Origin of the sequence: Pseudoduganella sp. RAF19, from assembly GCF_052114165.1 — a bacterium.
Classification (GTDB): Bacteria; Pseudomonadota; Gammaproteobacteria; order Burkholderiales; family Burkholderiaceae_D; genus Rugamonas.
This window is the reverse complement of the sequence record NZ_JBFREF010000011.1, coordinates 97275-123639: the sequence shown is the minus strand read 5'-3', so window position 1 is coordinate 123639 and position 26365 is coordinate 97275. Positions and strand designations below refer to the sequence as shown.

General features: G+C 61.4%; 33 protein-coding genes and 1 tRNA gene. 19 read left to right on the top strand and 15 right to left on the bottom strand.

The genetic code is table 11. The annotated features are described in order from the left end of the window. Positions 1 to 5: 5 nt before the first annotated feature. The 3 genes from AB4Z19_RS26365 to AB4Z19_RS26355 are packed head-to-tail and all read left to right on the top strand — an operon-like array spanning position 6 to position 2610. The gene (locus tag AB4Z19_RS26365; protein WP_442023844.1) at positions 6 to 983 is read left to right on the top strand and encodes a type II secretion system F family protein; all 978 of its coding nucleotides are present in this window, start codon (positions 6 to 8) and stop codon (positions 981 to 983) included. After that, positions 980 to 1918, top strand: coding sequence for a type II secretion system F family protein (locus tag AB4Z19_RS26360; protein ID WP_442036579.1), 939 nt, complete (start codon positions 980 to 982; stop codon positions 1916 to 1918). Before AB4Z19_RS26365 ends, AB4Z19_RS26360 begins: the two co-directional genes overlap by 4 nt. A gap of 11 nt (positions 1919 to 1929) precedes the next feature. Next, positions 1930 to 2610, top strand: a complete 681-nt coding sequence (locus AB4Z19_RS26355) for a LytR C-terminal domain-containing protein (protein ID WP_442027120.1) — start codon at positions 1930 to 1932, stop codon at positions 2608 to 2610. Positions 2611 to 2634: 24 nt separating this feature from the next. Here AB4Z19_RS26355 and AB4Z19_RS26350 read toward each other — a convergent pair whose 3' ends face one another. The 5 genes from AB4Z19_RS26350 to mscL form a co-directional block, all read right to left on the bottom strand. Then, positions 2635 to 3390 (bottom strand): GIN domain-containing protein, encoded by a 756-nt coding sequence (locus AB4Z19_RS26350; RefSeq protein WP_442027118.1) that lies wholly within the window; start codon positions 3388 to 3390, stop codon positions 2635 to 2637. A 31-nt stretch (positions 3391 to 3421) separates the two neighbouring features. Further along, on the bottom strand, positions 3422 to 3619 hold the full coding sequence (locus AB4Z19_RS26345) for a hypothetical protein (protein ID WP_442027117.1): 198 nt from the start codon (positions 3617 to 3619) through the stop codon (positions 3422 to 3424). A 223-nt stretch (positions 3620 to 3842) separates the two neighbouring features. Further along, on the bottom strand, positions 3843 to 4538 hold the full coding sequence (locus AB4Z19_RS26340; RefSeq protein WP_442027115.1) for a DUF2461 domain-containing protein: 696 nt from the start codon (positions 4536 to 4538) through the stop codon (positions 3843 to 3845). Between the two features lie 6 nt (positions 4539 to 4544). Next, entirely contained in the window at positions 4545 to 5696 is a 1152-nt protein-coding gene (locus AB4Z19_RS26335) for a Do family serine endopeptidase (RefSeq protein WP_442027114.1), read from the bottom strand. 52 nt (positions 5697 to 5748) lie between these two features. Next, entirely contained in the window at positions 5749 to 6183 is a 435-nt protein-coding gene (gene mscL, locus AB4Z19_RS26330; RefSeq protein WP_442027113.1) for a large conductance mechanosensitive channel protein MscL, read from the bottom strand. Positions 6184 to 6399: 216 nt separating this feature from the next. Between mscL and petA the strand changes: the two genes are divergently transcribed. The 7 genes from petA to AB4Z19_RS26295 all read left to right on the top strand — a co-directional run bounded on the left by petA (position 6400) and on the right by AB4Z19_RS26295 (position 11037). Then, the gene (petA, locus tag AB4Z19_RS26325; RefSeq protein WP_442027112.1) at positions 6400 to 7008 is read left to right on the top strand and encodes a ubiquinol-cytochrome c reductase iron-sulfur subunit; all 609 of its coding nucleotides are present in this window, start codon (positions 6400 to 6402) and stop codon (positions 7006 to 7008) included. A 3-nt stretch (positions 7009 to 7011) separates the two neighbouring features. Beyond that, a complete protein-coding gene (locus tag AB4Z19_RS26320; RefSeq protein WP_442036577.1) occupies positions 7012 to 8424 on the top strand; it encodes a cytochrome b in 1413 nt (470 codons plus the stop codon). Positions 8425 to 8461: 37 nt separating this feature from the next. Beyond that, a complete protein-coding gene (locus tag AB4Z19_RS26315; RefSeq protein WP_442036575.1) occupies positions 8462 to 9226 on the top strand; it encodes a cytochrome c1 in 765 nt (254 codons plus the stop codon). A 115-nt stretch (positions 9227 to 9341) separates the two neighbouring features. After that, positions 9342 to 9953 carry a glutathione S-transferase N-terminal domain-containing protein gene (locus AB4Z19_RS26310; protein ID WP_442030023.1) on the top strand — a complete coding sequence of 204 codons (612 nt, stop codon included), beginning with the start codon at positions 9342 to 9344 and terminating at the stop codon, positions 9951 to 9953. 61 nt (positions 9954 to 10014) lie between these two features. After that, a complete protein-coding gene (locus AB4Z19_RS26305) occupies positions 10015 to 10503 on the top strand; it encodes a ClpXP protease specificity-enhancing factor (protein WP_442030025.1) in 489 nt (162 codons plus the stop codon). A 27-nt stretch (positions 10504 to 10530) separates the two neighbouring features. After that, positions 10531 to 10606 (top strand) — tRNA-Thr (locus tag AB4Z19_RS26300). Positions 10607 to 10842: 236 nt separating this feature from the next. Continuing rightward, on the top strand, positions 10843 to 11037 hold the full coding sequence (locus tag AB4Z19_RS26295; protein WP_442028514.1) for a hypothetical protein: 195 nt from the start codon (positions 10843 to 10845) through the stop codon (positions 11035 to 11037). 65 nt (positions 11038 to 11102) lie between these two features. Here AB4Z19_RS26295 and AB4Z19_RS26290 read toward each other — a convergent pair whose 3' ends face one another. Beyond that, complete coding sequence (locus AB4Z19_RS26290) at positions 11103 to 11369, bottom strand: hypothetical protein (RefSeq protein WP_442028515.1); 267 nt, start codon at positions 11367 to 11369, stop codon at positions 11103 to 11105. Between the two features lie 83 nt (positions 11370 to 11452). On the opposite strand from AB4Z19_RS26290, the gene AB4Z19_RS26285 reads away from it, so the two are divergent. The 6 genes from AB4Z19_RS26285 (at position 11453) to AB4Z19_RS26260 (ending at position 17646) form a co-directional block, all read left to right on the top strand. Beyond that, complete coding sequence (locus AB4Z19_RS26285) at positions 11453 to 12436, top strand: SDR family oxidoreductase (protein WP_442028518.1); 984 nt, start codon at positions 11453 to 11455, stop codon at positions 12434 to 12436. Between the two features lie 204 nt (positions 12437 to 12640). After that, entirely contained in the window at positions 12641 to 13543 is a 903-nt protein-coding gene (locus AB4Z19_RS26280) for a polysaccharide deacetylase family protein (RefSeq protein ID WP_442036573.1), read from the top strand. 148 nt (positions 13544 to 13691) lie between these two features. After that, a complete protein-coding gene (locus AB4Z19_RS26275) occupies positions 13692 to 15290 on the top strand; it encodes a right-handed parallel beta-helix repeat-containing protein (RefSeq protein WP_442036571.1) in 1599 nt (532 codons plus the stop codon). 21 nt (positions 15291 to 15311) lie between these two features. After that, on the top strand, positions 15312 to 15881 hold the full coding sequence (locus tag AB4Z19_RS26270) for an NF038129 family PEP-CTERM protein (RefSeq protein WP_442027258.1): 570 nt from the start codon (positions 15312 to 15314) through the stop codon (positions 15879 to 15881). A gap of 51 nt (positions 15882 to 15932) precedes the next feature. Beyond that, complete coding sequence (locus AB4Z19_RS26265) at positions 15933 to 17291, top strand: CoA transferase (protein WP_442027256.1); 1359 nt, start codon at positions 15933 to 15935, stop codon at positions 17289 to 17291. Between the two features lie 4 nt (positions 17292 to 17295). Beyond that, positions 17296 to 17646 (top strand): hypothetical protein, encoded by a 351-nt coding sequence (locus AB4Z19_RS26260; protein ID WP_442027255.1) that lies wholly within the window; start codon positions 17296 to 17298, stop codon positions 17644 to 17646. Here AB4Z19_RS26260 and AB4Z19_RS26255 read toward each other — a convergent pair. Then, the gene (locus AB4Z19_RS26255) at positions 17641 to 18138 is read right to left on the bottom strand and encodes a pyridoxamine 5'-phosphate oxidase family protein (protein ID WP_442027253.1); all 498 of its coding nucleotides are present in this window, start codon (positions 18136 to 18138) and stop codon (positions 17641 to 17643) included. The genes AB4Z19_RS26260 and AB4Z19_RS26255 overlap by 6 nt on opposite strands. A gap of 163 nt (positions 18139 to 18301) precedes the next feature. On the opposite strand from AB4Z19_RS26255, the gene AB4Z19_RS26250 reads away from it, so the two are divergent. Beyond that, positions 18302 to 18715: a cupin domain-containing protein gene (locus AB4Z19_RS26250; RefSeq protein WP_442027251.1), complete on the top strand. Its 414-nt coding sequence runs from the start codon at positions 18302 to 18304 to the stop codon at positions 18713 to 18715. On the opposite strand, the gene AB4Z19_RS26245 is transcribed toward AB4Z19_RS26250, so the two are convergent. From AB4Z19_RS26245 to AB4Z19_RS26235, 3 genes are read right to left on the bottom strand one after another with little or no spacing between them, the layout of a single operon-like run. After that, the gene (locus AB4Z19_RS26245; RefSeq protein ID WP_442027250.1) at positions 18716 to 20017 is read right to left on the bottom strand and encodes an amidohydrolase family protein; all 1302 of its coding nucleotides are present in this window, start codon (positions 20015 to 20017) and stop codon (positions 18716 to 18718) included. 11 nt (positions 20018 to 20028) lie between these two features. Next, positions 20029 to 20514, bottom strand: coding sequence for a YkgB family protein (locus AB4Z19_RS26240; protein WP_442027248.1), 486 nt, complete (start codon positions 20512 to 20514; stop codon positions 20029 to 20031). Positions 20515 to 20525: 11 nt separating this feature from the next. Beyond that, a complete protein-coding gene (locus AB4Z19_RS26235; protein WP_442036569.1) occupies positions 20526 to 21056 on the bottom strand; it encodes a carboxymuconolactone decarboxylase family protein in 531 nt (176 codons plus the stop codon). A gap of 108 nt (positions 21057 to 21164) precedes the next feature. Between AB4Z19_RS26235 and AB4Z19_RS26230 the strand changes: the two genes are divergently transcribed. Further along, a complete protein-coding gene (locus AB4Z19_RS26230) occupies positions 21165 to 22112 on the top strand; it encodes a cupin domain-containing protein (RefSeq protein WP_442023723.1) in 948 nt (315 codons plus the stop codon). Here AB4Z19_RS26230 and AB4Z19_RS26225 read toward each other — a convergent pair. Then, positions 22109 to 22852, bottom strand: a complete 744-nt coding sequence (locus AB4Z19_RS26225) for an alpha/beta hydrolase family protein (RefSeq protein ID WP_442023720.1) — start codon at positions 22850 to 22852, stop codon at positions 22109 to 22111. The two genes, AB4Z19_RS26230 and AB4Z19_RS26225, sit on opposite strands and share 4 nt — an antisense overlap. A gap of 85 nt (positions 22853 to 22937) precedes the next feature. After that, positions 22938 to 23084, bottom strand: a complete 147-nt coding sequence (locus AB4Z19_RS26220) for a hypothetical protein (RefSeq protein ID WP_442023718.1) — start codon at positions 23082 to 23084, stop codon at positions 22938 to 22940. 127 nt (positions 23085 to 23211) lie between these two features. Between AB4Z19_RS26220 and AB4Z19_RS26215 the strand changes: the two genes are divergently transcribed. After that, positions 23212 to 23544 (top strand): cupin domain-containing protein, encoded by a 333-nt coding sequence (locus tag AB4Z19_RS26215; RefSeq protein ID WP_442023716.1) that lies wholly within the window; start codon positions 23212 to 23214, stop codon positions 23542 to 23544. Here the strand turns inward: AB4Z19_RS26215 and AB4Z19_RS26210 are convergent. From AB4Z19_RS26210 to AB4Z19_RS26200, 3 genes are read right to left on the bottom strand one after another with little or no spacing between them, the layout of a single operon-like run. Beyond that, on the bottom strand, positions 23525 to 24796 hold the full coding sequence (locus tag AB4Z19_RS26210) for an ATP-binding protein (protein WP_442023714.1): 1272 nt from the start codon (positions 24794 to 24796) through the stop codon (positions 23525 to 23527). The genes AB4Z19_RS26215 and AB4Z19_RS26210 overlap by 20 nt on opposite strands. 42 nt (positions 24797 to 24838) lie before the next feature. Then, positions 24839 to 25882 carry an NAD(P)H-dependent glycerol-3-phosphate dehydrogenase gene (locus tag AB4Z19_RS26205; protein ID WP_442023712.1) on the bottom strand — a complete coding sequence of 348 codons (1044 nt, stop codon included), beginning with the start codon at positions 25880 to 25882 and terminating at the stop codon, positions 24839 to 24841. Positions 25883 to 25886: 4 nt separating this feature from the next. After that, positions 25887 to 26333, bottom strand: coding sequence for an SH3 domain-containing protein (locus AB4Z19_RS26200; RefSeq protein WP_442023710.1), 447 nt, complete (start codon positions 26331 to 26333; stop codon positions 25887 to 25889). Between the last annotated feature and the right edge of the window lie 32 nt (positions 26334 to 26365).

Sequence of the window (26365 nt, the reverse complement as noted above, 5' to 3'; positions counted from 1 at the left end):
GCGGCATGGACTATCTGCTGCCCGCGTTTTCCGTCCTGCTGTTTGCCGCTGTGATCTTCATGGTGGAAGGCGCCTGGCTGTGGTGGAGCAGTAACCACGGCAGTGGCGCGCGCCGTATCGCGAAGCGGTTGCGGTTGATGGCCGGCCGCAGCGAGAGCGGCGGCGACAACATCACCATCCTGAAGCAGCGGCGCTACGCTGATGCGCCCTGGCTGGAATCCTTGCTGCATCGTGTGCCGCGCGTGGCTGTGCTGGACCGTCTGCTGCTGCAGTCCGGGTTGCGCTGGCAAGTGGGCCGCTTTCTGGGCTGCTCTGCGCTGGCGGTGATGATGTCGATGCTGCTGCCGCGCGTGCTCGACCTGCACGCCATCCCGGCCGGCATCGTGATGCTGTCCGGCGCATGGGCGCCGGTCGCGGTGCTGATGCAGGCGCGCCGGCGGCGCATGCGCAAGGTCGAGCAGCAGTTGCCTGATCTGGCGGACTTTCTGGCGCGTGCGCTGCGGGCGGGTCATTCCTTCGCCAATGTGCTGCAGATGGCTGGCGAGGAAATGCCGGAGCCGCTGGGTGGCGAGTTCCGCGCCACGTATGAGGAAATCAATTTCGGCGTGTCGATGAACGAGGCGCTGCACAATCTGGCGGCGCGCGTGCCGCTGACGGATTTGCGCTATCTGGTGATCGCAGTGCTGATTCAGCGCGAGTCGGGCGGCAATCTGGCGGAGCTGCTGGACAACGTCAGCCGCATGACGCGCGCTCGCCTCAAGCTGCTGGGCCAGGTGCGTGTGCAGTCGGCGGAAGGACGCTTGTCAGCCTGGGTGCTGTCGGCACTGCCGGTCGGTGTGCTGGGCATCATGTCGATCACGAATCCAGCTTATGTCGCCGTGCTGTGGAATGACCCGGCTGGCGTCAAGCTGCTGTGGTATGCGGTGGGGGCCGTCGCTGTGGGCGTTCTGTGGATGCGCAGCCTGGTGAGGATCAAGCTATGAGCGGCGGCGAATTCCTGTTTCTGTTGATCGTCTTTCTGGTGGTGGCAGGCCTGGTGCTGGCTGCCACGCTGCTTTTTGCGTCACAATCCTTGCGCGAGCGCTTGCGCGGGCACGCACACGCGCCGAACGCGGCGCGGCCGGACGAGGGGGGCGGTCTGTGGATCGAGCGCGTTGCACGCGTAGCGGAGCCGTTCACCCGTCTCTCGCTGCCGGAGGAAGGGTGGGAGCGTTCCGCGCTGCGCATGCGCTTCATCAATGCCGGCTGGCGCAATGCCTCGGCGCCGACGCTGTACTTCGCTGCCAAGACCGTGCTGGCACTCCTGCTGCCTGCCTTGATGGCGATTCTGCTGGCCGGTTCCGGTTCGCTGATCTTGCGCCAGTATTTTCTGGCGCCCTTGCTGGGTGCTGCGGCGCTGGGCTATTACCTGCCCAACGGCATGCTGTCGCGCGCGGTGGACCGGCGCCGGCGCGAGATCTTCGAGAATATCCCGGACGCGCTGGATTTGCTGACGGTCTGCGTGGAGGCTGGCCTGAGCATGGAGCGCGCGCTCTCCAAGGTATCCGCTGAAATCATCATCAAGAGCGTGGTGCTGGGGCAGGAGCTGCAACTGGTGCTGATGGAGATGCGCGCGGGCTTCAGCAAGGAGCGCGCCCTGCGCAATCTGGCTCTGCGCACGGGCGTGGAAGACATGGATGCCCTGGTGGCGATGCTGGTGCAATCGGAGCGCTTCGGCACCAGCATCGGCGACTCGCTGCGGGTACATTCGGAAAACCTGCGGCAGAAGCGCAGCATGATGGCGCAGGAGGCAGCGGCCAAGGTGGCCGTCAAGCTGATGTTCCCGCTGATCTTCTGCATCTTCCCTGCGCTGCTGCTGGTGCTGCTGGGGCCTGCCAGCATTCAGATTAGCAGGATGCTGGGCGCTGTGGGCCACTGAAGGAGGGACTCATGCGCGCGCTTTCATTCCTTTCCGGCGCCGGCATGCTGGTTGCGTGCACTGCCACGCAAGCGCCGCTGCCGGCACCCGCGCCGCAGCCAGATGCCGTGTCACCGCTGGAGCACGCAGTGCTGGCCGATCCTGGCGATGCCCAGGCCTGGCAGCGGCTCGGCGAAATGCTGATGGTACTTGGCGACGATGAACGTGCGCAGCGCATGCTGCTGCAGGCGCGCACCCTGCGCAGTCACAGCGTGCGGGACGATTACGCTGTGCTGCGCGGTGCACTGGCCGAGGCGGCGCCCGGCATGCCACGCACGGAGCTGCGCGAGATCGGTCCTGCGCTGTTCGAACTGCGCCGCACGAGCGTGCCGCATCCAACGGCGGTGCGGCTGGAGATCAGCAACGGCAATGGTGTACGTGGACTGGCCGCCGCATGGGGGCGCTCGTTACGGAGCCAGCAGCTGCAAGTGATCCGCTTGTCGAACACGAAGCCGTTCAATGTGCCGGCTACGCGCATTCAATATCGCGGCAGCGGCGAACAGGCGCAAATCCTGGCGCGCCGCATTGGCGTGCTGGCGGTAGTGGCGGAGTTGGATGGAACGCGTCCCGGCGCGCCGGATATGCGATTGATTTTGGGACGCGATATAAGAAAAAAGCCGCCTACGGGTGTAGGCGGCAAACTCTTTGACTGAGTCAAGAGTGGTGGAGAAGAACAGTCAATTCCAGGCGACGCTACCCAGACCGCGCGCGGTCGAGTTGCGGGTGGCTGGTTTGCCGTAGACGGTTGCCGAACCCATGCCGCTCAGGCGCAGGTTGGCGGAATTCTTGGCGTAGAAGGTCGCGCTGCCCAGGCCCGTCATCTCGGCATCGAGACTTTCGGATTGCAGCTGCTTCGCATCCAGGCTGCCAATACCGCCCAGCAGCGCATGTAGGTTTTTGCTCTGGCCGGCAATCGTAATCTGTCCGGCGCCGCGCAAGTTCAGGTCGACATCTTCCGCATTGCCCGCATTGACATTCATGCTGCCAACGCCGGTCAGTCGCGCTTCGACTTTGCGGTATTGCGAATTCATTTTCACAGCGCCTGCACCTTCCAGAGAGAGGCGCATCGAATCGCCGGTGAAGCCATTCATCTCTGCGGAGCCTACGCCTGCGGAGACCAGCTCACGCACTTGCGGCAGGCTCAGTTCTGCGCTGAGTCGCGGATTGTCCATGTGCACGCCATTCAGGTCGGTGCCGATGCGCAGCGTGTCGCCGCTTTGCGTCACCGTCACTTTCGGCAGGTAGCGCTTGTCGCCGGAGACGACCAGGGAAGCCGGTCCTTGCTTCAGCTTCAGGCTGATCACACCATCCAGCACAACTTTCACGGCACGCCCATCGATGCTGCGGGTTTCGCTGACGTAGTCATCTGCGTGGGCGGCGCTGGTGAACAGGGCGGCTGCGGCGAACATCGTCATGCTGAAGAACTTTTTCATCTCTGTGGCTCCGTGTTGTTTGTGCTGGTGATTACAGGGCTGCTTTTTCAGCCGCGGTCAGGCGCTTGGCGCTGACGACGACGACTGGCATCTTGGCGTCTGCTTTTGCCACGATCGCTGCAGGTTCAGCAATGTGTTTGGCAGGGACTGCGGCGGTTGCGAAGCCGGTAGCGGCGATCAGGGCAACTGCACTCAGGAAGATGATTTCCATGTTTTTAGCGATGTTCATTTTAAGCTCCGTTCAGTGTCAGGTTAGTGCTGCTTGGTGATGCGTTTTGTGTTTCGTTGAGTGAACTATAGATAAGGCCACCGTCCAACACTACGGGCTTGCGACGAAATGCATTTTTGGCGACATGAACTGCAAAATGAGCGCGTAAAAGCAAACTGGGCGCCGAAGCGCCCAGTGTTGTGTACGGGCGGACGTCCGGCCGGACGGCCCGCAGAGAGGAAGCTTATGCGGCTTCGGCGTCTTCTTCCACCTTGGCTTCGCGCATCCACTTCACGATCGGCCAGGCGTCCTTGAAGCAGGCGGTAATCAGCGGCAGCAGTTCTTCCGGCTTGTTCAGCTTCAGATCGATCTCGGTATAGACGAAGAAGCTTTTCAGCTTGATGAACTCGATGTGCTCATGCTCAGGGTCGTAACCCTTGGGTGGGCGCTGCAGCTTGTGCTCTTCGGTGATCGAGCCATAGCGCGCCTTCAACGCCTTGTTGGCCAGCGCCTTGCGGAAGCCGGCCGCGTCTTCGACCATGTGGTTGCGCAGCGCCTTCAGGCGGTGCGGCGGCGGAATGTATTCGCCAGCGCCGATGCCAAGACGGCCTTCCTTATCCAGCTGGAAGTAATAGGTCGGACCACCGGCCATGCTGGGGCGGCGCATATCGTTGGGCGCGATGGCGGCCGAGAAGTGCGTCTTGTACGGGCTCTTGTCGTGCGCGAAGCGCACGTCGCGGTTGATGCGGAACATGGCTTTCTTCGGGTTGCAGAATTTCACGGCCGGGTCCATCTTGCCCAGTTCAATGATCACCTGGGTCACCAATTCCAGAAACTCTTCGCGCAGGATGTCGTAGCGCGGCTTGTTCATGATGAACCAGGGGCGGGCGTTGTTGTCGGTCAGTTCTTGCAGAAAGCGGGTGAGGTCGCGCAGATGCATGGTGTGTTAGTGTTTTTTCGGAAGGGGGCGCTGGCCGACCATCACATCGAGATCGGATTCGCGGGTTTTGCGCAGGATGCGCATGGTCGATTTGCCGCCCGGCTCCAGCTGGGCGATCAGGTTCAGCATTTCATTGGTGTCCTTGACCGGCTGGCCGTTCACCGACAGTAGGATATCGCCGGGGCGCATGCCGGCCTTGTCGGCCGGGCCGTTGCGCACTACGCCGGCGATGATGGCGCCGCTGTCGCGCTTGAGGCCGAAGCTCTCAGCCATTTCCGGCGTGATTTCCTGGGATTCCACGCCGATCCAGCCGCGTATGACGTGGCCTTCCTTGATGATGGACTCCATCACCGTCTTGGCCGTGCTGACGGGGATCGCAAAGCCGATGCCCACCGAGCCCCCGGTCTGGGAGTAAATGGCGGAGTTAATGCCCAGCAGATTGCCATTGGCGTCGATCAGGGCGCCGCCCGAGTTGCCGAAGTTGATGGCGGCATCTGTCTGGATGAAATTCTCGAAATGGTTGATGTGCAGATTATTGCGGCCCAGGGCGGAAATAATGCCCATGGTGACCGTCTGGCCCACGCCGAACGGGTTGCCGATGGCCAACACCACGTCACCCACTTTGGCCTGCTCCACCTGGCCCAGGATGATGACGGGCAGCTTGTCCAGCTCAATCTTGATCACGGCGAGGTCGGTTTCCGGATCGGTGCCGACCACCTTGGCTTTGCCTTTGCGGCCGTCGGCCAGCACGACTTCGATCTCGTCGGCCGCTTCCACCACGTGGTTATTGGTCAGGATATAGCCTTCCGGGCTGACGATCACGCCCGAGCCCAGGCTGTTCTGCTCATCGTCGCCTTCGTCGCGGTCGCCGAAGAATTTACGGAAGAACGGGTCGCGCGACAGCGGATGGCGGCGCCGCACGGCCTTGGAGGTGAGAATATTGACCACGGCCGGCATCGCTCGCCCGGCGGCGGAGCGGTAAGAGCCCGGCGACGGCGTGGCGGGCGCCTCGGTCAGGGTGGCGGCCCGGGTCGTGCTGCTGACTTGCGAGCGCGCGGCGGGCGCGCCTTGCCAATCCGGCCGCATGGCCGAATAGACGAAATACAGTGCCAGAACAATGGTCACCGTTTGCGCAAACAATAACCAGAGTCGTCGCATAGTCAATCCGATGAGTAAGAGGGCGGACCGCAGTCACGGTCCGCCAATACTCCTATTTTCGCAAAGAATCGCGGATTTCGCGCAACAGCAGAATATCTTCGGATGGCGGGGCCGGTTCGGCGGCTGCCCCGGCTGGCTTTTCACCTTCCGCCTTGCGGCGTGCGATCGCTACCAGGCGCACCATCTGGAAGATGACGAAGGCCAGGATGATGAAGTTGATCAGGATGGTGAAGAAGCTGCCGTAGGCGATCACGGCGCCCAGCTTCTTGGCTTCCGCCAGGGTCAGGTTGGCGGCCTGGCCGTTGAGTGGAATGTAATAGTTGGCGAAATCCAGCCCGCCAATCAGTTTGCCGACTGGCGGCATGATCACGTCCGCCACCAGGGAATCGACGATCTTGCTGAAGGCGGCGCCGATGATGACACCGACCGCCAGGTCGATCACATTGCCCTTCATGGCAAATTCTTTAAATTCTTGCATCATTCCCATGCCGAGTCCTCCCCGAGTTTTGTTACTTTAAATCATACTGATTTTTCAACTTTGCGACAAACATATGGTCAGCAAGTGATACCGCTCTATGGGGATTGGTTGGAAAAATGCAAGGTTTTGCTTTAAATCGCATTCCGCTTACCTTATAATTTAAGGTTGCTAGAAGGTTTGTTAGCGCTTAATAAAGATTTCGATTTTTGACTGATTGGGGTTTGTATGAGCATCGAAAAGCAGGTCGATCCGAGCCGACGCGGCTTACTCGTCGCCACATGTGCGGCTGGTGGTGTAGTCGGATTGGGCGCTACGGGCGCCTTGGTAAGCACCTTCCAGCCGTCTGAGCGCGCGAAAGCCGCCGGCGCGCCGGTCGAAGTGGACATCTCCGCCATGCAGCCTGGTGAGCTGAAAACCGTCGAATGGCGCGGCAAGCCAGTCTGGATTCTGAAGCGTACGCCGGAAATGCTCGCGTCGCTGAAGAAGACCGACGACAAGGTGGCCGACCCGGACTCCAAACGCAACCCTTCCGAATTCACGCCAGAATACTGCAGCAACGAACATCGCTCCATCAAGCCGGAAATCCTGGTCGCGATCGGCATTTGCACCCACCTGGGCTGCTCGCCATCGACCAAATTCGTTCCTGGCCCGCAGGCGTCCCTGCCGGATGACTGGGCCGGCGGCTTCCTGTGCCCATGCCACGGTTCCACCTTCGACCTGGCCGGCCGCGTCTTCAAGAACAAACCTGCTCCGGACAACCTGCCTGTTCCTCGTCACATGTACCTGAGCGATTCCAAGATCGTCATCGGTAAAGACCAGAAAGGCGAGGCATAATCCATGGGCGCATTCAAGGAAACCAAGTTCCCGGCCGATGCTCCGGCCGCACAGAAAGCACTGGGCTGGGTCGATGACCGCTTCCCGCTGACCAAACTGTGGAACGATCAATGGGGCAAGTATTACGCGCCCAAGAACTTCAACTTCTGGTACATCTTCGGCTCCCTGGCGGCGCTGGTGCTGGTGCTGCAGATCGTTACCGGTATCTTCCTGACCATGCACTACAAGCCGGACGCCAACCTGGCCTTCGGTTCCGTGGAATACATCATGCGCGAAGTGCCGTGGGGCTGGCTGGTGCGCTACATGCACTCGACCGGCGCTTCGTCCTTCTTCATCATCGTGTACCTGCACATGACCCGCGGCCTGCTGTACGGTTCCTACCGTAAGCCACGCGAGCTGGTCTGGCTGTTCGGTTTCGCCGTGTTCCTGTGCCTGATGGCGGAAGCCTTCTTCGGCTACCTGCTGCCTTGGGGCCAGATGTCCTACTGGGGCGCGCAGGTGATCGTGAATCTGTTCGGCGCCATCCCGCTGATCGGCCCTGACCTGTCGCTGTGGATTCGCGGTGACTATGTGGTGTCCGACGCGACCCTGAACCGCTTCTTCGCCTTCCACGTGATCGCCATCCCGCTGGTCCTGCTGGGCCTGGTGGCTGCGCACCTGATCGCGCTGCACGAAGTGGGTTCGTCCAACCCGGACGGCATCGAAGTGAAAGAGAACCTGGGCGCCGATGGCCATCCGGTGGACTCCATCCCTTCGCACCCTTACTACACCGTGCACGATATCTTCGGCGTGTCCGTATTCCTGGTGCTGTTCTCGGCGGTGGTGTTCTTCGCACCTGAGATGGGCGGCTACTTCCTGGAGTACAACAACTTCCTGCCGGGCGATTCCCTGAAGACTCCGCTGCACATCGCTCCGACCTGGTACTTCACCCCGTTCTACTCGGTGCTGCGTGCCACCACCGCTGACTTCATGTGGGTGCTGATGGTGGGCGTGGCGGCATACGTCTCCTTCCTGTGGCTGAAGTCCAAGCTGGCTTTCCGCACCAAGGCCATCATCGCCGTGATCGCTCTGTTGGCCATCATCGGCATGCTGCCTTCCGTGCTGGATGCGAAATTCTGGGGCGTGGTGTTCTTCGGCAGCTCGGTGGTGATCCTGGCCTTCCTGCCGTGGCTGGACCACTCGCCGGTGAAATCGATCCGTTATCGTCCAGACTGGCACAAGTATGTGTATGCCGGCCTGTTCATCGCCTTCCTGCTGCTGGGCTATCTTGGTACTCAGCCGCCTAGCCCTGTCGGCACGATCATCGCCCAGGTAGCGACGCTGTACTACTTCTCCTTCTTCCTGCTGATGCCATGGTGGAGCGAGATGGGTACGTTCAAAAAAGTGCCGGACCGTGTTGTATTCCACGCGCACTAATTGACGACCCCGATACGCTTAGCAAAGGATTGAATACATGAATTTCTCTAAGAAACTGCTGGCTATCCTGGCTCTGCTGCCGGGCCTGGCATTCGCCAACGAAGGCGGCTTCCCGCTGGACAAAGCACCTGACCGTTCGCATAATATGGCCGCCCTGCAAAATGGCGCCAAGCTGTTCGTGAACTACTGCCTGAACTGCCACAATGCTTCGGCCATGCGCTACAACCGCCTGCGCGACCTGGGCCTGACCGAAGAGCAGATCAAGTCCAACCTGTTGTTCACGGGTGAAAAAGTCGGTGAAATGATGACCACCGCCATGCCGGCCAAGGATGCCAAGGCCTGGTTCGGTACGGTGCCGCCTGACCTGTCCGTGATCGCCCGTGCCAAAGCCTCGGGTGCGGGCACCGGTGGCGATTACATCTACACTTACCTGCGTAGCTTCTACAAAGACGACAACCGTCCGACCGGTTTCAACAACATGGTGCTGCCGAACGCCGCAATGCCACACGTGCTGTGGGAACTGCAAGGCGTCCAGGCTGCCAAGTTCGTAGAAGAGAAAGATCCGCATGACGAGTCCAAGACCGTGCACAAGTTCGCCGGTTTCGAGCAAGTCAAGCCGGGCTCCATGAATAAACTGGAGTTCGACACCGCCGTAGCCGACCTGGTTGGCTACATGGAATGGATGGCTGAACCTGCACAACAGACCCGCAAGCGTCTGGGCGTGTGGGTTCTGCTGTTCCTGACCGGCTTCGCAATCCTGGCATGGCGCCTCAACGCGTCGTACTGGAAAGAAGTCAAATAATAATGCGTGCGCCGGCTTGTCCGGTGCGTGTTTGTGCCGTTCGCATTGTGCGTTTGGCTCAACTGGGGTGAACCGTTCGCGGTTTCGCCCCCTTTGTTTCTAAGGAACTACCAAAATGATGGTTCTCTATTCGGGTACCACTTGCCCATTTTCCCAACGCTGCCGTCTGGTCCTGTTCGAAAAGGGCATGGACTTTGAAGTGCGCGACGTTGACCTGTTCAACAAGCCGGAAGATATCTCGACCATGAATCCGTACGGCCAGGTTCCGATCCTGGTCGAGCGTGAATTGATCCTGTACGAATCCAATATCATCAACGAATACATCGACGAGCGCTTCCCGCACCCGCAGCTGATGCCGGCTGATCCGCTGATGCGTGCCCGTGCCCGCCTGATGCTGTTCAACTTCGAAAAGGAACTGTTCGTTCACGTGCACACGCTGGAAAGCGAGCGCAACAAGGCGAACGACAAGAACCACGACAAGGCCCGCGCCGAAATCCGCGATCGCCTGACCACGCTGGCTCCACTGTTCCTGAAGAACAAGTACATGCTGGGCGACGAGTTCTCGATGCTGGACGTGGCCGTGGCGCCGCTGCTGTGGCGCCTGGACCATTACGGTATCGAGCTCTCCAAGACGGCTGCCCCTCTGATGAAGTATGCTGAACGTATCTTCTCGCGTCCGGCCTACATCGAGGCGCTGACCCCGTCCGAGAAAGTAATGCGCCGCTGATCTGAAGTGGCCCTCGGGGGCATGCCGCTCAGCGGCGCCCCCAGTTTGATGAAGCAAGACCATGGCAGAAATCTCCACCAAGCCCTACATGCTGCGCGCCATCTATGAATGGTGCACCGACAGCGGCTATACCCCCTACCTGGCCGTCAAGGTCGATTCCGCGACCCAGGTACCGATGGAATACGTGAAAAAGGGCGAGATCGTCCTCAACATCAGCTTCGGCGCCACTTCCGGCCTGAAGATGGATAACGACGCGATCCACTTCCACGCGCGCTTCAATGGCGTGTCGCGGGAGATCTATGTGCCGGTCAATAACGTAATGGCGATTTATGCCAACGAGAACGGCCAGGGCATGGCATTCGAGCCACTGCTGGGCACCGTACCGGCGGCACCTGCTCCGGTACCAGCGCCGGTTGTTGAAGAGCCTGCGGCACCGGTGTTGTCCTCCGTCCCCATCAGCGCCCCGCGCGTTGAAGACGGCAATGACAACGGTCCGGATGACGAGCCTCCAAAAAAGGGCGGACGACCCACCCTCACTCGCATCAAATAACGTATAATCGCCCGACTTAGTTTTACAGCCGGCTTAGCTCATCAGGTAGAGCAGTTGATTTGTAATCATCAGGTGGCGGGTTCGAGTCCTGCAGCCGGCACCAGAATTAAAAAAGCCCAGCCTTCGCGCTGGGCTTTTTGCATTTCGGGTGGCGGGACTGCGCAAACAATTTTCAAAAAGGAGTTTGGTTGCGCCAAACACTTCACTTCCCTGTTGGCTGAGCTATTCTTTATTTTTCAAAGGCTTAGGACTTTCCTGGTAGGTGGCACGGTCCGTGCAATAGGTCTAGCGAGCGCAAGCAAATGCTCAATAACCCATAACCACCCAAGGAGAATCATCATGAGCAAACTACTGAACGTCGCCGATCTGCATCAAGAGGAAGAACTGTCCGCTTCCAAAATGTCCCGTGTTGTTGGCGGCTACGACAGGGCCAAAACAAAGGCACTGGTCGAAGCACATCGCGTCATTCACGAGATTGATGGCTTACTGAACGAACCTGAGCCAGCACCTGCGCACGTGTCGATGAAGCTGTAATTTGTCGACCAAAGAAAATAAGGGCCGGAGTTCCGGCCCTTGTGCTTTTTAAGGCGGTCGCATTCTCAGCGGTGGCCGCGCCAGCCACCGCGGCCGCGCCAGCCGCCGCCGCCGCGGTAACCGCTGTGTCCGTAGTAGCCGAAGTTGAGCGAGACCGGCGGCCAATAGTAAGCCGGGTAGCCGTAGTCGTAATAGCTGTAGCCGTTGGGGTAGTAGTATGCCGGCGCCGCTGGCGCGGCATCGTAAGCATAAGGTGGTGCGTAGACGGCGCAGCCTGACAAGGCCATTCCTGCAGCCAGTGCGAGAAGAAGACGTTTCAGCGAGGTATCCATGGCAGCCTCCCCATGTGTTTTACCTGCTTGCATTTTAGGCTACGGCTAGTCATTTGCAATTTTACTTACATTTCGAGATGTAACTGTGGGCCTGCGCTGACAGGGGCGCGGCACGTGCGCTGCTTTGGCCGCAAGCCCGCCGCTTCCATACTGCGCCGATATCTTCGACGCACGCAGGAGGCATCATGAACCCGACAGACCCACGCGAACTTTATGCCAAGCCACCGTTCCAGATGCAGCATCAGGAATGGCCTGGACTGGCCAGTCAAATGATTCCACCGCCGGACCATGGCGAGAAGACCTACAAAGGCAGCGGGCGGCTGGCTGGCCGCAAGGCGCTGATCACCGGCGGCGATTCCGGCATCGGCCGCGCTGCAGCAATTGCATATGCGCGCGAAGGCGCCGATGTGGCGATCAGTTATCTTGCCGCCGAGGAGTCCGATGCACGCGATGTCGAAGAACTGATTCGTGCCGCGGGCAGCAAGGCGGTGCTGCTGCCGGGTGATATTCGCGATGAGGCTTTCTGCAAAAAGCTGGTGGACGATGCAGTGCGCGAACTGGGTGGTCTCGATATTCTCGTCAACAACGCGGCAAGCCAGCATTCGAGCATGTCCATTCTCGATCTGACGACGAAGCAGTTGGACGACACCTTCAAGACCAATTTGTATGCGATGTTCTGGATCACCAAAGCTGCCTTACCGCACATGAGGCCGGGCAGCGCGATCATCGTGACGGCGTCGGTGCAAGCTTACGATCCTTCGGCTAACTTGCTTGACTATGCCCAGAGCAAGGCAGCGCAAGTGGCGTTCACCAAGGCGCTTGCCAAGCAATTGGGCGAGAAGGGCATCCGCGTGAACGCCGTTGCCCCCGGGCCGGTCTGGACCCCGCTGCAAGTCTCAGGTGGGCAGACCCAGCACAATCTCGAAAAATTCGGCGAAGAGTCGCCGCTTGGACGGCCGGGGCAGCCGGCTGAATTGGCCGCGACGTATGTCACCCTGGCTTCGGAAGAATCCAGTTATACGACGGGGCAGGTGTACGGCGTGGCGGGCGGCAAAGGCAATCCTTGATCTTGAACAGTCACGATTGCGCAGTATCGTAGGAGTTGGACATATGACTTTCTGATCTATGCTGCAGTTCCGTCGATTGGCAGGTGCGGTTATGCAACTGAACTAGCCAAGTCTCGTTTCATAGTGTCAAATTAGAGTTACACTACAGGTGAGGTGCACGGATTTTCTATCGATAGGGCAGTTCACATTGCGGAGAACGATGCCATGAATACGTCACGCTGCTCACTCTTTCTTGGCCTGATCACAGTTGCACTATCCGCTGCCGCGGCCGAGCCGTTCAATATTGCGATCACGGTGGACGACCTGCCAGCGCATGGCGGCAGACTTCCTCCCGGCGCCACCCGCAACAGCATTGCGGAAACTTTTATCCGAACCCTGAAAGCGCATGGCGTGCCCGAGGCCTATGGCTTTGTGAATGCGCGTGCGCTGGCGGTCGAACCTGCAAGCGTGCAGGTGCTGGACATGTGGCGCCAGGCGGGCTTCCCACTGGGTAACCACACCTATAGCCACCTCAATCTCGATGCGGCCGAAACCCAGGATGCGTGGGAGGGCGATGTGATCGCGGGCGAGCCGGTGATTGCCCAGCGTATGGCCGGCGCCAACTGGCACTACTTCCGCTTCCCCAATCTCGCGGCAGGCAATGACCTCGTGAAGCGTGAAAGCGCGCGCGCCTTCCTGCGTGGACGCGGCTATCGCATCGCCGACGTGAGCGTATCCTTCGACGACTGGGAATACACCGATGCCTACACCCGTTGCGTCACCAAGGGCGACAACACCAGCATCGAAGCCATGCGCGCGCAATTCATGAAGGGCGTCGATGATGAAATCGCGCGCATGAAGTCGGAGTCGCAACAAGTCTATGGCCGCATGATTCCACAGGTGCTGCTCACGCACATTGGCGCATTCAGTGCAATCACACTGGACGACGTACTGCGCCGCCTCGATGCAGCCGGTGCGCACTACGTCACGCTGGCGCAGGCGCAAGCCGATCCCGCCTACGCGCAGCCAGGCAGCGGCACGGTCATCGGACGCACCGCGAAAGAACGTGGCATCCAACTCCCCGCACCGAAAGGCGACAAGCTCGACCTCGCATCCCTCTGCCGCTGATAAACACTCAGCAAGCTGACCAATCCCGCACAGGGATTGGCACTACTATTGTCTTGGCTTCATCAGCAGTCCCCTCATAACAAAACAATCCGGAGACACCATGAAACTAAGGCAGAGTAGTCTGTTCGTATCGTCATGCGCGTTCGCCATGTCATCCCTCGCTTCCGCAGCAACGTATTACGTATCGCCCGCCGGCGACGATAACAATGCAGGTACGCAGTCCGCTCCATGGAAAACCTTTGCCAAGGCCCAGGCGATGGCCGTGGCCGATGACACGATTTACTTCCGCGGCGGCGCTTACGTCTTCACCGCAGGCCTGAACAGCTGCGCCAGCATGACGGACACCGTCAACGTCATCACCTTGAACAAGAGTGGCCAGGCCGGAAAGCCAATCCGCTACTGGGCGTATCCCGGCGAGACACCGGTGTTTGATTTCTCGCAGATGCAGGACAACTGCCGCGTGAAAGGCTTCAACGTGGTCGCCAGCTATCTGCACCTGAAGGGCCTTGAAGTGACGGGCGCGCCGCAGCATCCGGGTAACTACCTGAATAACGAAAGCTGGGGCATCTGGATCAATGGCAGCAGCAACATCTTCGAATACCTGAACACGCACCATCATATGGGGCCGGGCCTGTTCCTGTCGGATGGCAGTAATAACCTGATCCTGAACGTCGATTCGCACCACAACTACGACCCGTACAGCAAGAGCGGTCCGGGGCAAAACGCCGATGGTTTCGGCGCACACGTGAAGGCCAACCGCCCGGGCAATGTGTTCCGCGGCTGCCGTGCATGGTCGAACACGGACGACGGCTATGACACGATCAACGCCGGCTCGCAAATCATCATCGAGAATTCCTGGGCATGGCTGCAGGGCTACTATCCGGGCACAACGACGCCGATCGCGGCAGGCAATGGCAATGGCATCAAGCTCGGTGGCTTTGGCGGTGGCTATGCGGCGAATGCGCCGCAGCACATCGCGCGTTTCAATGTCGCCTTCAACAACAAGGCGGCGGGCTTCTACGCCAATCACCACCCTGTGGCGAGCTTCTTCTACAACAACACGGGCGTGGCCAATCACTACAACTTCAATATGCTGGGCGTGGACCCGAGCGGCGCTGCGATCAATCTCGGCATTCTGCGCAACAACCTGTCCTATCTCGGCACAGCGGTCACCAATATGGCCGGTACGGACAATGCCTACAACAGCTGGAACCTGCCGGTGTCGGTTACCGCTGCCGACTTCCAGGGCGTGTCTACGCAAGGCTGGGATGCACCGCGCCTGCCGGATGGCAGCCTGCCGCCCATGCCAAACTTCCGTCTCGTGAGCGGCAGTGATCTGGTTGATGCAGGCGTCGATGTTGGCCTGCCATTCACCGGCGCCGCGCCGGACCTGGGTGCGTACGAAGGCACCACGCCGGTGGCCAGCTTCGCCGACGTTACGTCCAGCGTGAAGATCGTGCAGTCCGGGCTGACGCTGGACCGCGCCACGCAGAAGATGAGCGGCACGGTCACCTTCACCAATATGTCGAACGCGGTCATCAGCGGCAACCTGCAGTTCCGCGCCGATTACCTGACCAGCGGCGTCACGCTCGATAACCGCACCGGTATGCAGGGTGGCGCGCCGATGCTGTCGGTGCCGAAGGCCTCGTTGGCGCCGGGTGAAACGGTGACCGTCACGACTGTGTTTGCGAATCCGGGCCGCGTCAGTGTCGGCTACGCGCCCAAGCTGCTCGCTGGCTCTTTCTAAGGACAACTCATGAAAAGTTTGATGCTACGTGTACTTCTGCTGCTGGCGATAGTCGGCGGCGCGGTGCCTGCAATGGCGGGACCGCTTTATCAGGTGACGGTGAATACTTCGGCCCTGTCGGGTATGAGTGGCTACCTGGATTTTCTCTTCCTCGGTCTGGGCAGCGCGACACCTGCTGAAGCAAGGCTGTCGAACTTGTCCGGTGATCTCACTGGTGCGGATGCGGTATTCGGCGATGTCACCGGTACGCCCGCCAGCGGCATCGTGATTGGCAACAGCACCGGCTGGAACGAGTTTGCCGCTGGCGCCAACTTCGGCGGGCTGTTCACCTTCGATGTGCAGTTCAGCGTCGATGCGCCTTTCGGTGATGGCACCACGCTCGGCGTGGCCCTGCTGGACAGCGGCTTCAATTACCTTGGAACGGCGGCGAACATCGTCACCATCGCGCTGCAGCCTGGCGCGGCGGATGGCCTGGCCGTGGATGCGGCGTTCGCCCAGGTGAATGCTGTGCCTGAACCATCGGCGCTGTTGATGGTGGTGATGGGACTGATCCTGCTGAGCTTCATCCGGCTGCGCAAGCCTGTGTTCTGACGCAGTCTGTGCGAGAATGGTCCGGCTTGAAGTCGTCACAAGGACCATTCCATGCACGAGATTTCGCATCACCTGTTGGCCGCCATCTGGCAAGCGCTGGATGGCGACGCTGCTTTGCTGGAACGCTGCACGTTCAGCGGCGATGACATCCTTCCCTCCGTCTTCGCTACCTCGGACCTCGCCGTCGCATCGATCGGTGCGGCCGGGCTGGCGCTTGCATCGCTGCCGGGCGTTAGTGGCAACGTCACCGTATCGCGTCGTCTGGCATCGCTATGGTTTGGCTTCACGATCCAGCCGCAGGGATGGGAACTGCCGCCGGCATGGGATGCGGTTGCGGGCGATTACCGCGCGGCGGATCGCTGGATTCGCCTGCATACGAATGCACCGCATCACCGCGCGGCAGCATTGGCGGTACTGCGGTGCGCGGCCGAGCGGGAGGCCGTCGCGCAAGGTGTCGCACGCTGGCAAGCCGACGAACTGGAGGCTGCCATTGTGGCGCATGGCGGCTGCGCTGCGGCCATGCGCTCGCTGGACGAGTGGCGCGCGCATCCGCAAAGCATCGCACTGACTGATGCGCCGCTGATGCTGCGCGAAAGCCGGCCGTGCGATGCGTGGACATGGCGACCGGACGCCGCGCGTCCGCTGAAAGGCATCCGCGTGCTCGATCTCACGCGCGTGCTGGCAGGTCCCGTCGCGACGCGCTTTCTCGCCGGTTTCGGTGCTGAAGTGCTGCGCATCGATCCGCCGGGTTGGGACGAAGGCATCCTCATCCCTGAAGTCACGCTTGGCAAACGCTGCGCACGTCTTGACCTGCGTGAAGCCGGCGATCGCACCGTGTTTGAACGGTTGCTGGCGCAAGCCGACGTTCTTGTGCACGGCTACCGCGATGGCGCGCTCGATGGCTTGGGCTACGGTGCGGAAGCACGCGTAGCACTGAATCCGAATCTGATCGACGTTTCACTGAATGCTTATGGATGGAGTGGCCCGTGGCGCGGGCGCCGTGGCTTCGACAGCCTGGTGCAAATGAGCGCCGGTATCGCGGATGCGGGCATGCAGGCGCAGAACGCGGCCAAGCCGGTTCCGCTACCAGTCCAGGCGCTGGATCACGCGACGGGCTATCTGATTGCGGCGGCCGTGATTCGCGGCATTTATGCGCGGCTCACGCAGCAGTGTGCCACCCGTTGGCGATTGTCGCTGGCGCGCACGGCGCGCTTGCTGACGGAAGCGCCGCGTCCGCCCGAGCGCGCTGCGTGGCAGCCGCTGGGCGAGTCCGACATTGCGCCGGAGATCGAACAAACCGGTTGGGGACCCGCACGCAGACCGTATACGCCGCTTACGGTGGGCGAGGCGCGCATGCGCTGGTCGCGGCCCGCCAGCGCGCTCGGATCGTCAGACCCGAACTGGGATTAGCACCATGTTCACGCCGGAGGACCAATGGAAGTTCGCCCTCGGCAGCTTCATCTACGAGTTCGCCAAGCTGGAAGCGCATGTGTTCAGGCTCTGCGCCGCCATCGTCGGCGCTGACGACACGCGCAAGCTTACCTTCGGCAAGCGCCTCGACCGCATCAAGGCGCGTCTGAAGCAGCAGCCGCCTGCGCAGTGCGAGCCGGCGCTGGCCTTGCTCAGACAAGCGCGCGGCATGTCGAAGTTCCGCAACCACCTGCTGCACAACACCGAATTCCATGGCGGCGCGTCGCCGCTGCTGAGCGAACTGCAGGAACAACTGCGGCTACTGGAGGACCTTATCGCGCAGCTGCTGTCATGAGCCGATACGGCGATGCTCGCCGACGTTCTTCGGCGGATGGCCCGTCAGTGCGGCGCGCGCCATGGCAAACAGCGTGACCATCTTGCTGCTGCCGGTATCCCAATATTCGGCCGTGTCGATGCTGAACTTCAGCATGGCCAGGTGCGGATCGTCGACGCCGTTCGGGAACCAGGTCTTGGCCTCGACGTTCCATAGCTCTTCAGCCTTGGCGCGGTCGTCCACGATTTCTACATAGCCGGCAATCGACACGAACAGCATATCGTCCACATCGGCGAAGCTGAGGTTGGCCAGCGGATTGTTGAGCAGCTCACGCGTGAATTGCTCCTGATTGGAGACGAAAAACCACATGCGGCCTTCGTCGTCGAGCTGCTGCAGAGTCAGTGGGCGGCTGGTCAGCGCGCGCATATCGTCGGCCGTGGTCAGCATGCCGAACTTCACGTCCTTGACCTTGTCGCGCAGGTCTTGCAGTTCTTCGTTGGTGAAGGGAGTCATGGTACTGTCCTCATTTGTCGTAAACAAGGCCATACCATACGGGACTTGGCGTGGCGGCTCCGTACGCCAGCGAACACCAGACTGGCATGATTTCCGGGATATTTGTCCGCCAAGCTCGCGCTTTCATTCCTAATATTGGGAATATTCAATAAGGAGAACGACAATGCGCAATCCAAAACTCATGCTGGCCGCGGCCTGCCTGCTGGCTGGTGCAATCGCCAGTCCGGTAGCGCTGGCGGAAGCGCCGGGACCGGCGGTGAAAGCCCTGTTCACCAAGGCGCTGCCCGACTATCCCGGCAAGGAAGCCCTGATGCTGCAGGTGGAGTACCCGCCTGGCGGCGCCGACCCGATTCACCGCCACGATGCACACGCATTCGTGTACGTGATTGAAGGTTCGATCGTGATGGGCGTCAAAGGCGGCAAGGAAGTTACGCTGAAGGCCGGCGAGACTTTCTACGAAGGCCCGAACGATGTGCACACCGTCGGCCGCAACGCCAGCAAGACCAAGCCAGCTAAATTTGTGGTGGTCCTGCTGAAGGATGCGGGCAAGCCCGCATTGATCCCGACGGATAAATAATTACAGATCCTGCTTGAACACTTTGCCGTTCGCCATCACGAACGGCACTTGTTTGAGCACGCGCACATCCTTCAGCGGATCGCCGCTGACAGCGATGATGTCCGCATTCTTGCCCGGCTCCAGCGAGCCGGCGTCCTTGCTTACGCCCAGCAGATCGGCTGCGTTCACCGTAGCCGCTTTGATGGCTTCCATCGGCGTCATGCCGAATTCCACCATCAGTTCGAACTCGTCGGCATTGCGGCCATGCTTGGATACGCCGGCATCCGTGCCGAACGCAATCTTTACGCCACGCTCATGCGCGAGACGGAAAGCCTTGCCGGTGATGCCGATGCGCCATTTGATCTTTTCCAGCACTTCCGGCGAGTAGGCATTGGGATTGGCGGCCAGGCGCTCCTTATAGCCATTGATGGTGGACATGGTCGGCACATAGTAGGCGCCGGATTTCAGGAACAGCTTGACGCTGCCTTCATCGAGCAGGGTGCCGTGTTCGATGGAGTCCGCCCCGTAGGTCAGTGCGAGATCCACGCCATCCTTGCCGTGGGCGTGCACGGCGACCTTCTTGCCATACAAGTGGGCGGTTTCGATCAGGGCTTTGGCTTCGTCGTCGAACATCTGCTTGCCGACGCCTGCGCCAACCTGGCTGTTCACGCCGCCGGTGGTGGCGATCTTGATCACGTCCACACCGCGGCCGATTTGCAGGCGCACCGCGTGGCGGCAGCTTTCGGCGCTGTCGCATACATTGTCGGTGTGGATGGCTTCCTGCACCCAGTCCGCGTAGCCCAGGCGGCCGTCCATGTGGCCGGACGTGGTGGAGATTGGGGTGCCTGCATCGATGATGCGCGGACCTTTGACCCAGCCCTTGGCGATCGCATCGCGCAGGGCAAGGGTGATGCCCTGGTCGCTGTCGCCCAGATTGCGCACGGTGGTGAAGCCCGCGCTCAGGGTTTTACCGGCATTCAGCTGCGCCTCGTAAGCCCAGGAGGCGGCGCTGGTCGTCACATTGGCCAGCGCGCCTTCGGCCCCGGCGCGGTCCGAGATCAGGTGCACGTGGCTGTCGATCAGGCCTGGCAGCACGAAGCGCTGGCGCAGGTCGACGATTTTTGCGCCGGGATATTTGTCTGCGCCGACGAAGCCATCCAGCACGGCCTGCACTTTGCCATTGTCGACCACCACCGTGGAGGCGCCGCGCGGCGCTTGTCCGGGTTTATCGAGCAGGGTTCCGGCCTGGATCAGCGTTACCTCGGCAGAGGCGGCGCCGGCAAAGGCCATCAAGACGGCAAAGGACAGGGCGTGCTTGGTCATCGGAACTCCTTTTATCTGTGAAGCGACGAATGTAACACGTCCTGCTTGAGCAGATAAACCGAAGCGGCCAGCAGCACCACATCCTTCATCAGGAAGGCCACCGGGCCGACCATGGCAGGGAAGCCGCCCGCCGATGCTTCCCATCCGCCCGGAATGAAGGGGATGATGGTCACGGTCATCACGAAGGTGATCACGGAGCCCAGCGCACCCAGCATGCCAATCTTGCGGTTCCAGAAGCCCGCGAAAATGAGCAGGCCGAAGGTCCACTCAGCGGCACCGAGAAACCAGCTCGCGCCGCGCACGCCGAACACGGGATACATCCATGAAATGAGCGGGCCGTTGCTGATGTAGGGGATCAGCACCTGGGCTTCGTATTCCCACCATTTCTGGTAGCCGAAAAAGAAAAACGTGATGACCATCGCCGCGCGCAGGACGTGCAAGTCCAGGTCCGGCGACATCAGTTTGGAGCGTGACAGTGCCTTGATCAGTGCATGCATGTTCGTTCCCCTTAGTCGGCCGCCGGGAAATCGACGGTGGTGTCGTTGATACGGTTGAACACATTGGTGAAGGTGGTCACTGCGATCGCCAGGCTGATTTCCACGATTTGCTGGTCCGTGTAGCCGGCCGCCTTGATGGCGTCGAATTCGGATTGCAGGATGGTGCCGCTGGTCTGCTGCAGCAGGCGCACGAAACGCACCAGTGCATCACGCTTGGCATCGCCGGTCGGTTCGAATTTGCGGATCTGCTTCATGGCGTCGCGGCTCAGGCCCGTCATTTTGCCCAGCATGGTGTGCGCGGCGACGCAGTAATCGCAGCCGGCGATTTCGCTGACCAACAGCTTGATGGTTTCCTGCTCCTGCTTGCTCAGCGAAGTGACGGTGGCGTCGGCTGCCAGCACGGTTTTCAGTGCTGCGGGGCCATGGGCGCCGATGGTGGCGAAGGTGTTTGGCACGCCGCCGGCGGCTTTCTTGATCTGGGCATAAATCTCGGCGGTGGCGCCGGTGGCGCTGGCAATCGCTGGGGTAGTGATTCGGCTCATGATGTTCTCCTTTACGACAGTGGTTGGGATGGATGTACTTTATGCCGCCGCGCTGAGCCGGATAACGGATAAAATACTCAATATCGTGCTAATTCGTCTCATTCACTTATGTCCACTATCGATTGGCTCAGCCGTCTGCTGGAACTGACGCCCGCCAGCGGCAGGCTGGAAGTACGCTGCCTGTATGGCGCGCCGTGGCGTGTCGTGTATGAAGATTCCGCGCCGGGCGAGATCCCCTATCACATCGTCAATGCCGGAACGGCGGTGGTGGAAGATCCGGCGGGCGGCCCGCCGGAGATGCTGCATGCGGGCGACGTCGTGCTGATGCCGCACGGCTCGGCACACCGCCTGCACGATGGCAGCGGCAAGAAGCCCGCCACGGCGCGCTACCGCGATGCGCCCAACCTGACGGTCAGCGAGAACGTCGGCAGCGGCGTGCGGCTGGACATGCTGTGCGGGCGCTTCGTCCTGCCGCCGCACAGCGACCGGCTGATGCGCGCCTATCTGCCCGCGCGCCTGATCGTGCGCGGGGGCGAAAGTGCGGGCCAGCTGGCCGGGCTGGTGGCGCTGATGCGGCAGGAATCCACCAATGGCAATCTGGGTGGGGATGCGATGCTGAAGGCGCTGTCGGCGGCCCTGTTCGCCCTGGTGCTGCGGCTGGCCAGCGAAGCCCAGGATGCGCCGGTTGGCCTGATGGCGCTGGCCGGTTCGCCTCGGCTCGCACCGGCACTGGAAGCGATGATGCGTGAACCGGCGCAGGAATGGACGCTGCCGCGCCTCGCCGAGTTGTGCAATATGTCGCGCGCCACCATGGCGCGTCACTTTCAGGAGAAGCTGGGACGTTCAGCCAGCAGCCTGCTACTCGATATCCGCATGACGCTAGCCGCGGACGAGTTGCGCAAGCCGGGTGGTTCGACCGAGCGCGTGGCGGAGAAGGTCGGCTACAACTCGGTGGCGGCCTTCAAGCGCGTCTTCAAGCAGCACACCGGCTACACGCCCGCCGCCTGGCGTCAACTGGGTAGGGCGGATCTGATGGGGGCGCCCAGTCCCGCTTAATGAAGAAGCTGCTCCAGCCACTGCTTGAGTGAGCTATGCGCGGCGCTGTTAATGTCGAGGAAGGCCATATGGTCCATGCCTTCGATTTCCACGTGATGAATGCGATCACCGCGTACGCGGGCATCTTCCGCATAGCCGCGTGACAGATAGGCGGGCAGGGATTCGTCTTCGCTGCCGTGGATGATCAGTTGCGGCACACCCAGCGGCAGCAGGCCGCGCGGGGAATAGGTCTGGTAGCGTTCGGGCACCGAATCCGGCGCGCCGCCCAGCAGAGAGGCGACGGCGCTGTCGGCGGGATCGAGCTTGTGCGTGGCGTGGAAGTCGGCCACCGGCGCCAGTCCGGCCACGGCGAGCGGCTTCACGCGGCCCTGTTTGCGGCAACCCAGCCAGAGCGCCAGTTGTCCGCCAGCGGAATGTCCCACTACGATCACGCGCGTCAGGTCGATGTGCGTGCTGCCGGCTGCCAGCACAGCCAGATGGTCGAGTCCTGAGGCGGCGTCGGCAAACACGTGGCGGTAATCCGCGCCGTGTTCGGTGAGGCGGCGGTAGCCCATATTCCAGACTGCCAATCCGCTAGCTGCCAGATCTTGCGCCACCACGTCGAACTGGTCGCGTCCATGCGGCAGACGCCAGAAGCCGCCATGCAGCAAGCAAATCACGGGCAGATGGTTGCCTGAGGGGAGGTAGAGTTCTCCGGCCTGGGAGGGAAGGGGGCCGTAGTGGTGGGTTCGGATTTCCATCGGCCTATCTTAGTGGACAGTTGCCGCGAAAATGTCACGAGATTGTAAGCAGGGCGGACTGCGCCGCCCCAGCTTGAGCGACTGTTCAGGCCTTCGGTGCCTTGTGGTGCTTGGCTTTGTGGGTCTTGTGGACGCTGTGCTTGCCAGCCGCGTGGTTTTTGGTCGAGTGGGTCTTGGCGAATGCCGGGACGGACAGGGCGAGCGCGATGGCTGCGACAACGATGTGTTTCATGTGAACTCCAGTGGATGCGGCAAATGCGTGCCGTTTCGCTGCGTCATTATATGCGCAGCTTCGCACAACATGGGATGCGATATGTACAGAGACTGGTAACATGTAGAGAAAAGCAGAGGAGGGCATCATGGCGCTACCACACGCATCATCCGGGCAGATGATCGGCATCCAGGGACCGGCGGGGGAAGACCTGTCGCAGTTCTCGTCCATCGCATTGGCGAAGACGGAACAGCTGGAGTTGATACGCATCGTGCTCCCATCCGGCAAGGCGCTCCCGGAGCATAGCGTCAAGGGCCAGATCACCTTGCAATGCCTGCAAGGCGAGGTGGCGTTCGATGCGCATGGGCGTACCGCCATCATGCGTGCGGGCGAGATGCTTTATCTGCAAGGCGGCGCGCCGCATGCCCTGCGCGCCAACCAGAATTCGCTGCTGCTGCTGACTATTTTGCTGCGGGATTGACCGGCAGGCGGAAGGTAAATCGCACGCCGGCATCGGCGGCGCTGTCGAGGCGGACGGTGCCGTGCAGGATGGCTTGCACCACGTTCAGCACGATCGCCAGCCCCAGTCCTTGCGCACCCTCGCCGACACGCGTCGTGTAGAAGGGATCGAACACGCGCGGCAGTTCCTCGGGCGGGATGCCGCAGCCGTTGTCCTGGTACACCAGCTCCACCGTATCGTGATCCGCCAGCAGGCCGGAAATCGTAATGCGCCGCTCGCCGCGTCCATCGAAAGCATGGGCCAGTGAGTTGTCGATCAGCTTGGCGAGCACTTGCTCGACGTGGCCGGGATAACTGTCCATGGTCAGCCCGCGCTGGATATCGGTACACAGCTCCACGTGGCCGCGGTTCAGCATGGGACCCATCGCCGTCGCGATATTGCGCACCGTTTCCTCCAGCTTGAACAGGCGGCGTTCCTGCGCATCCTGATCGACGGCGATCTGCTTGAAGCTGGCGATCAGATCGCCGGCGCGTCCGCTGTTCCGTTCTATCATCTGGCAGGCGGCGCGGGCTTCTTCCAGCAGGCGCTGCAAGCCGCCCTGCGTCAGCTGGCGCGACTGCAGCTGCGCTGTCACCGAAGCGATGCGGTCGGCCAGCGTCGATGCGCTCAGCACGATATTCCCCAGCGGCGTATTGAGTTCGTGGGCAATGCCCGTCACCAGCCGCCCGACCGTGGCCATTTTCTCGGTCACGATAATCTGCTGCATCAGGGCCGCATCTTCCGCCTTGCGCTGGCGGCAGTGCCAGATCTGCAGCAAGTCCTGCTCGACCACATCGCGGAATTGCTCCAACAGCTCGGCGTGGACAGGGTCATAAGAATTCTCGTGGCGATCGAGCAGGCACATGGTGCCGAACATGCGGCCATCCGGCCAGCGCAGGGGATAGCCCATATAGGAAATCATGCCCAGCGGGACGTTGGGGTTGTCCTGCCAGCGCGGATCGGCCAGCGCATTCGGCACCACCAGCGGGCGCCGCGTGGCCATCACCGTTTCGCAGTAGTAGCCGCTGTTATTGGGCGCCAGCGCGTCGGCGCTATAGGGATTACCGGGCGAGTTGCTGGCGATGAGCACGCGCATCGCCTCCGCCTCGGCCTTCATGATGAGGGCCGCCGGCACCTGGATGATTTTTGCGACGAGGTCGAGAATGCCCTGCCACTTGGCCATGACGGCCGGGTCGACGGCCAGCTCGCTCAGGTCGATCGCTGAGGTATCCATCGTCCGCTTTCAAGAAAAAAGCGCTGATGGACCATTATAGGCTCAGCTTGCAGGGCCGGTGGTTGTTTCCCCGCGCGGGTCGCGGGCCAGCAGACGCTGCACCAGTTCCTGCGGTTTGCCGCCATCGAACAGCACGCCCGCCACGGCATTCGTGATCGGCATTTCTACGCCCAGCTTCTGCGCCAGTTCACGTACGGCTTTCGCGCAGGGCACGCCTTCCGCCACGTGGCCCAGTTCATTGACCACCGTCTCCAGCGACTTGCCCTGCGCCAGACCGAGGCCGACGCGGCGGTTGCGCGAGAGGTCGCCGGTGCAGGTGAGGATCAGGTCGCCCATGCCGGTCAGGCCCATGAAGGTTTCCACCTGCCCGCCCAGCGCCGTGCCGAGGCGGGTGATTTCCGCCAGGCCGCGCGTGATCAGGGCAGCACGGGCGTTCAGGCCCAGGCCCATGCCGTCCGCCACGCCGGTCGCGATGGCCAGCACGTTCTTCACGGCGCCGCCCACTTCCACGCCCACCAGGTCTTCGCTGGAATACACGCGCACCATGCCGCCGTGGACCGTTTGCACCACGCATTCGCGCAGCGCGGCCGAGGAGGAAGCGATGGTCAGCGCGCACGGCAGGCCCTTGGCCACTTCCTGCGCAAAGGAGGGGCCGGACAGGGCGCCGGCCGGCACCGCATCGCCCAGGACTTCACGCACGATCTGGTGCGGCAGCAGGCCGGTTTCGTATTCGAAGCCTTTGCACAGCCAGACGATGTTGGGAATGTTCTTGCCTTTCAGCGCCTTCAGCAGCGGGCGCAGTCCGGCCACCGGGCTGGCCGCAATCAGCAAGCCGTCGGTGCCCACGTGGGCGACGGCCGCATCGAAATCGGCCGTGACAGCCAGGCTGTCGGGGAAGGGATAGCCCTTCAGATAATGGGTGTTCTCGCGCGCGGCCGCGATTTCGGCCATGGCGTCCGCATTGCGGCCCCACAGCAGCACATCGTGGCGGGCGGCGACGGCAATCGCCACCGCGGTGCCCCAGGCGCCGGCGCCCAGCACGCTGATCTTGCGCGGCGTGGCCGCTGTTTTTTGATTGTTCTGCATTACTTCAGAGGCCCCAGATATCGGCGCTGCGCACATAACCGCTGCTGCCATCGCGGTGGCGCACCTTGGTCCAGCCATTGCCGGCCAGTTCAGTCAGTTCCAGCAGCACGCCTTTGTCGGCGGTGAACACGATGGCGGAGGCCTCATCCGCCGCGGCGCGCACCTTGGTATTGGCATTGCGTATGATGACATTGCGCTGCTGCTTGCTCAGGCCCTTGGCTTCGGTCCAGGCCAGGCTGCCGTCCGCGTCGCGCACCTTGACCCAGTCGCCATAAGTGATCACGACTTCCAGCGGCGCGCCGCGCGGAACGATGAATTGCTTGCCTGCCTTGAGGGAGGGAGCGTCGTAGAGGATGGCCGGAGCAGCGCCTACCGTCCGAAAGTCGACAGCCGAAGCCGCAGCGGACGCCAGCAGCGTAAAGGCTAAAACTATCGAACGGGAAATTTTCATTGCAAATCGCATGTCTATAAACGCACAAAGGC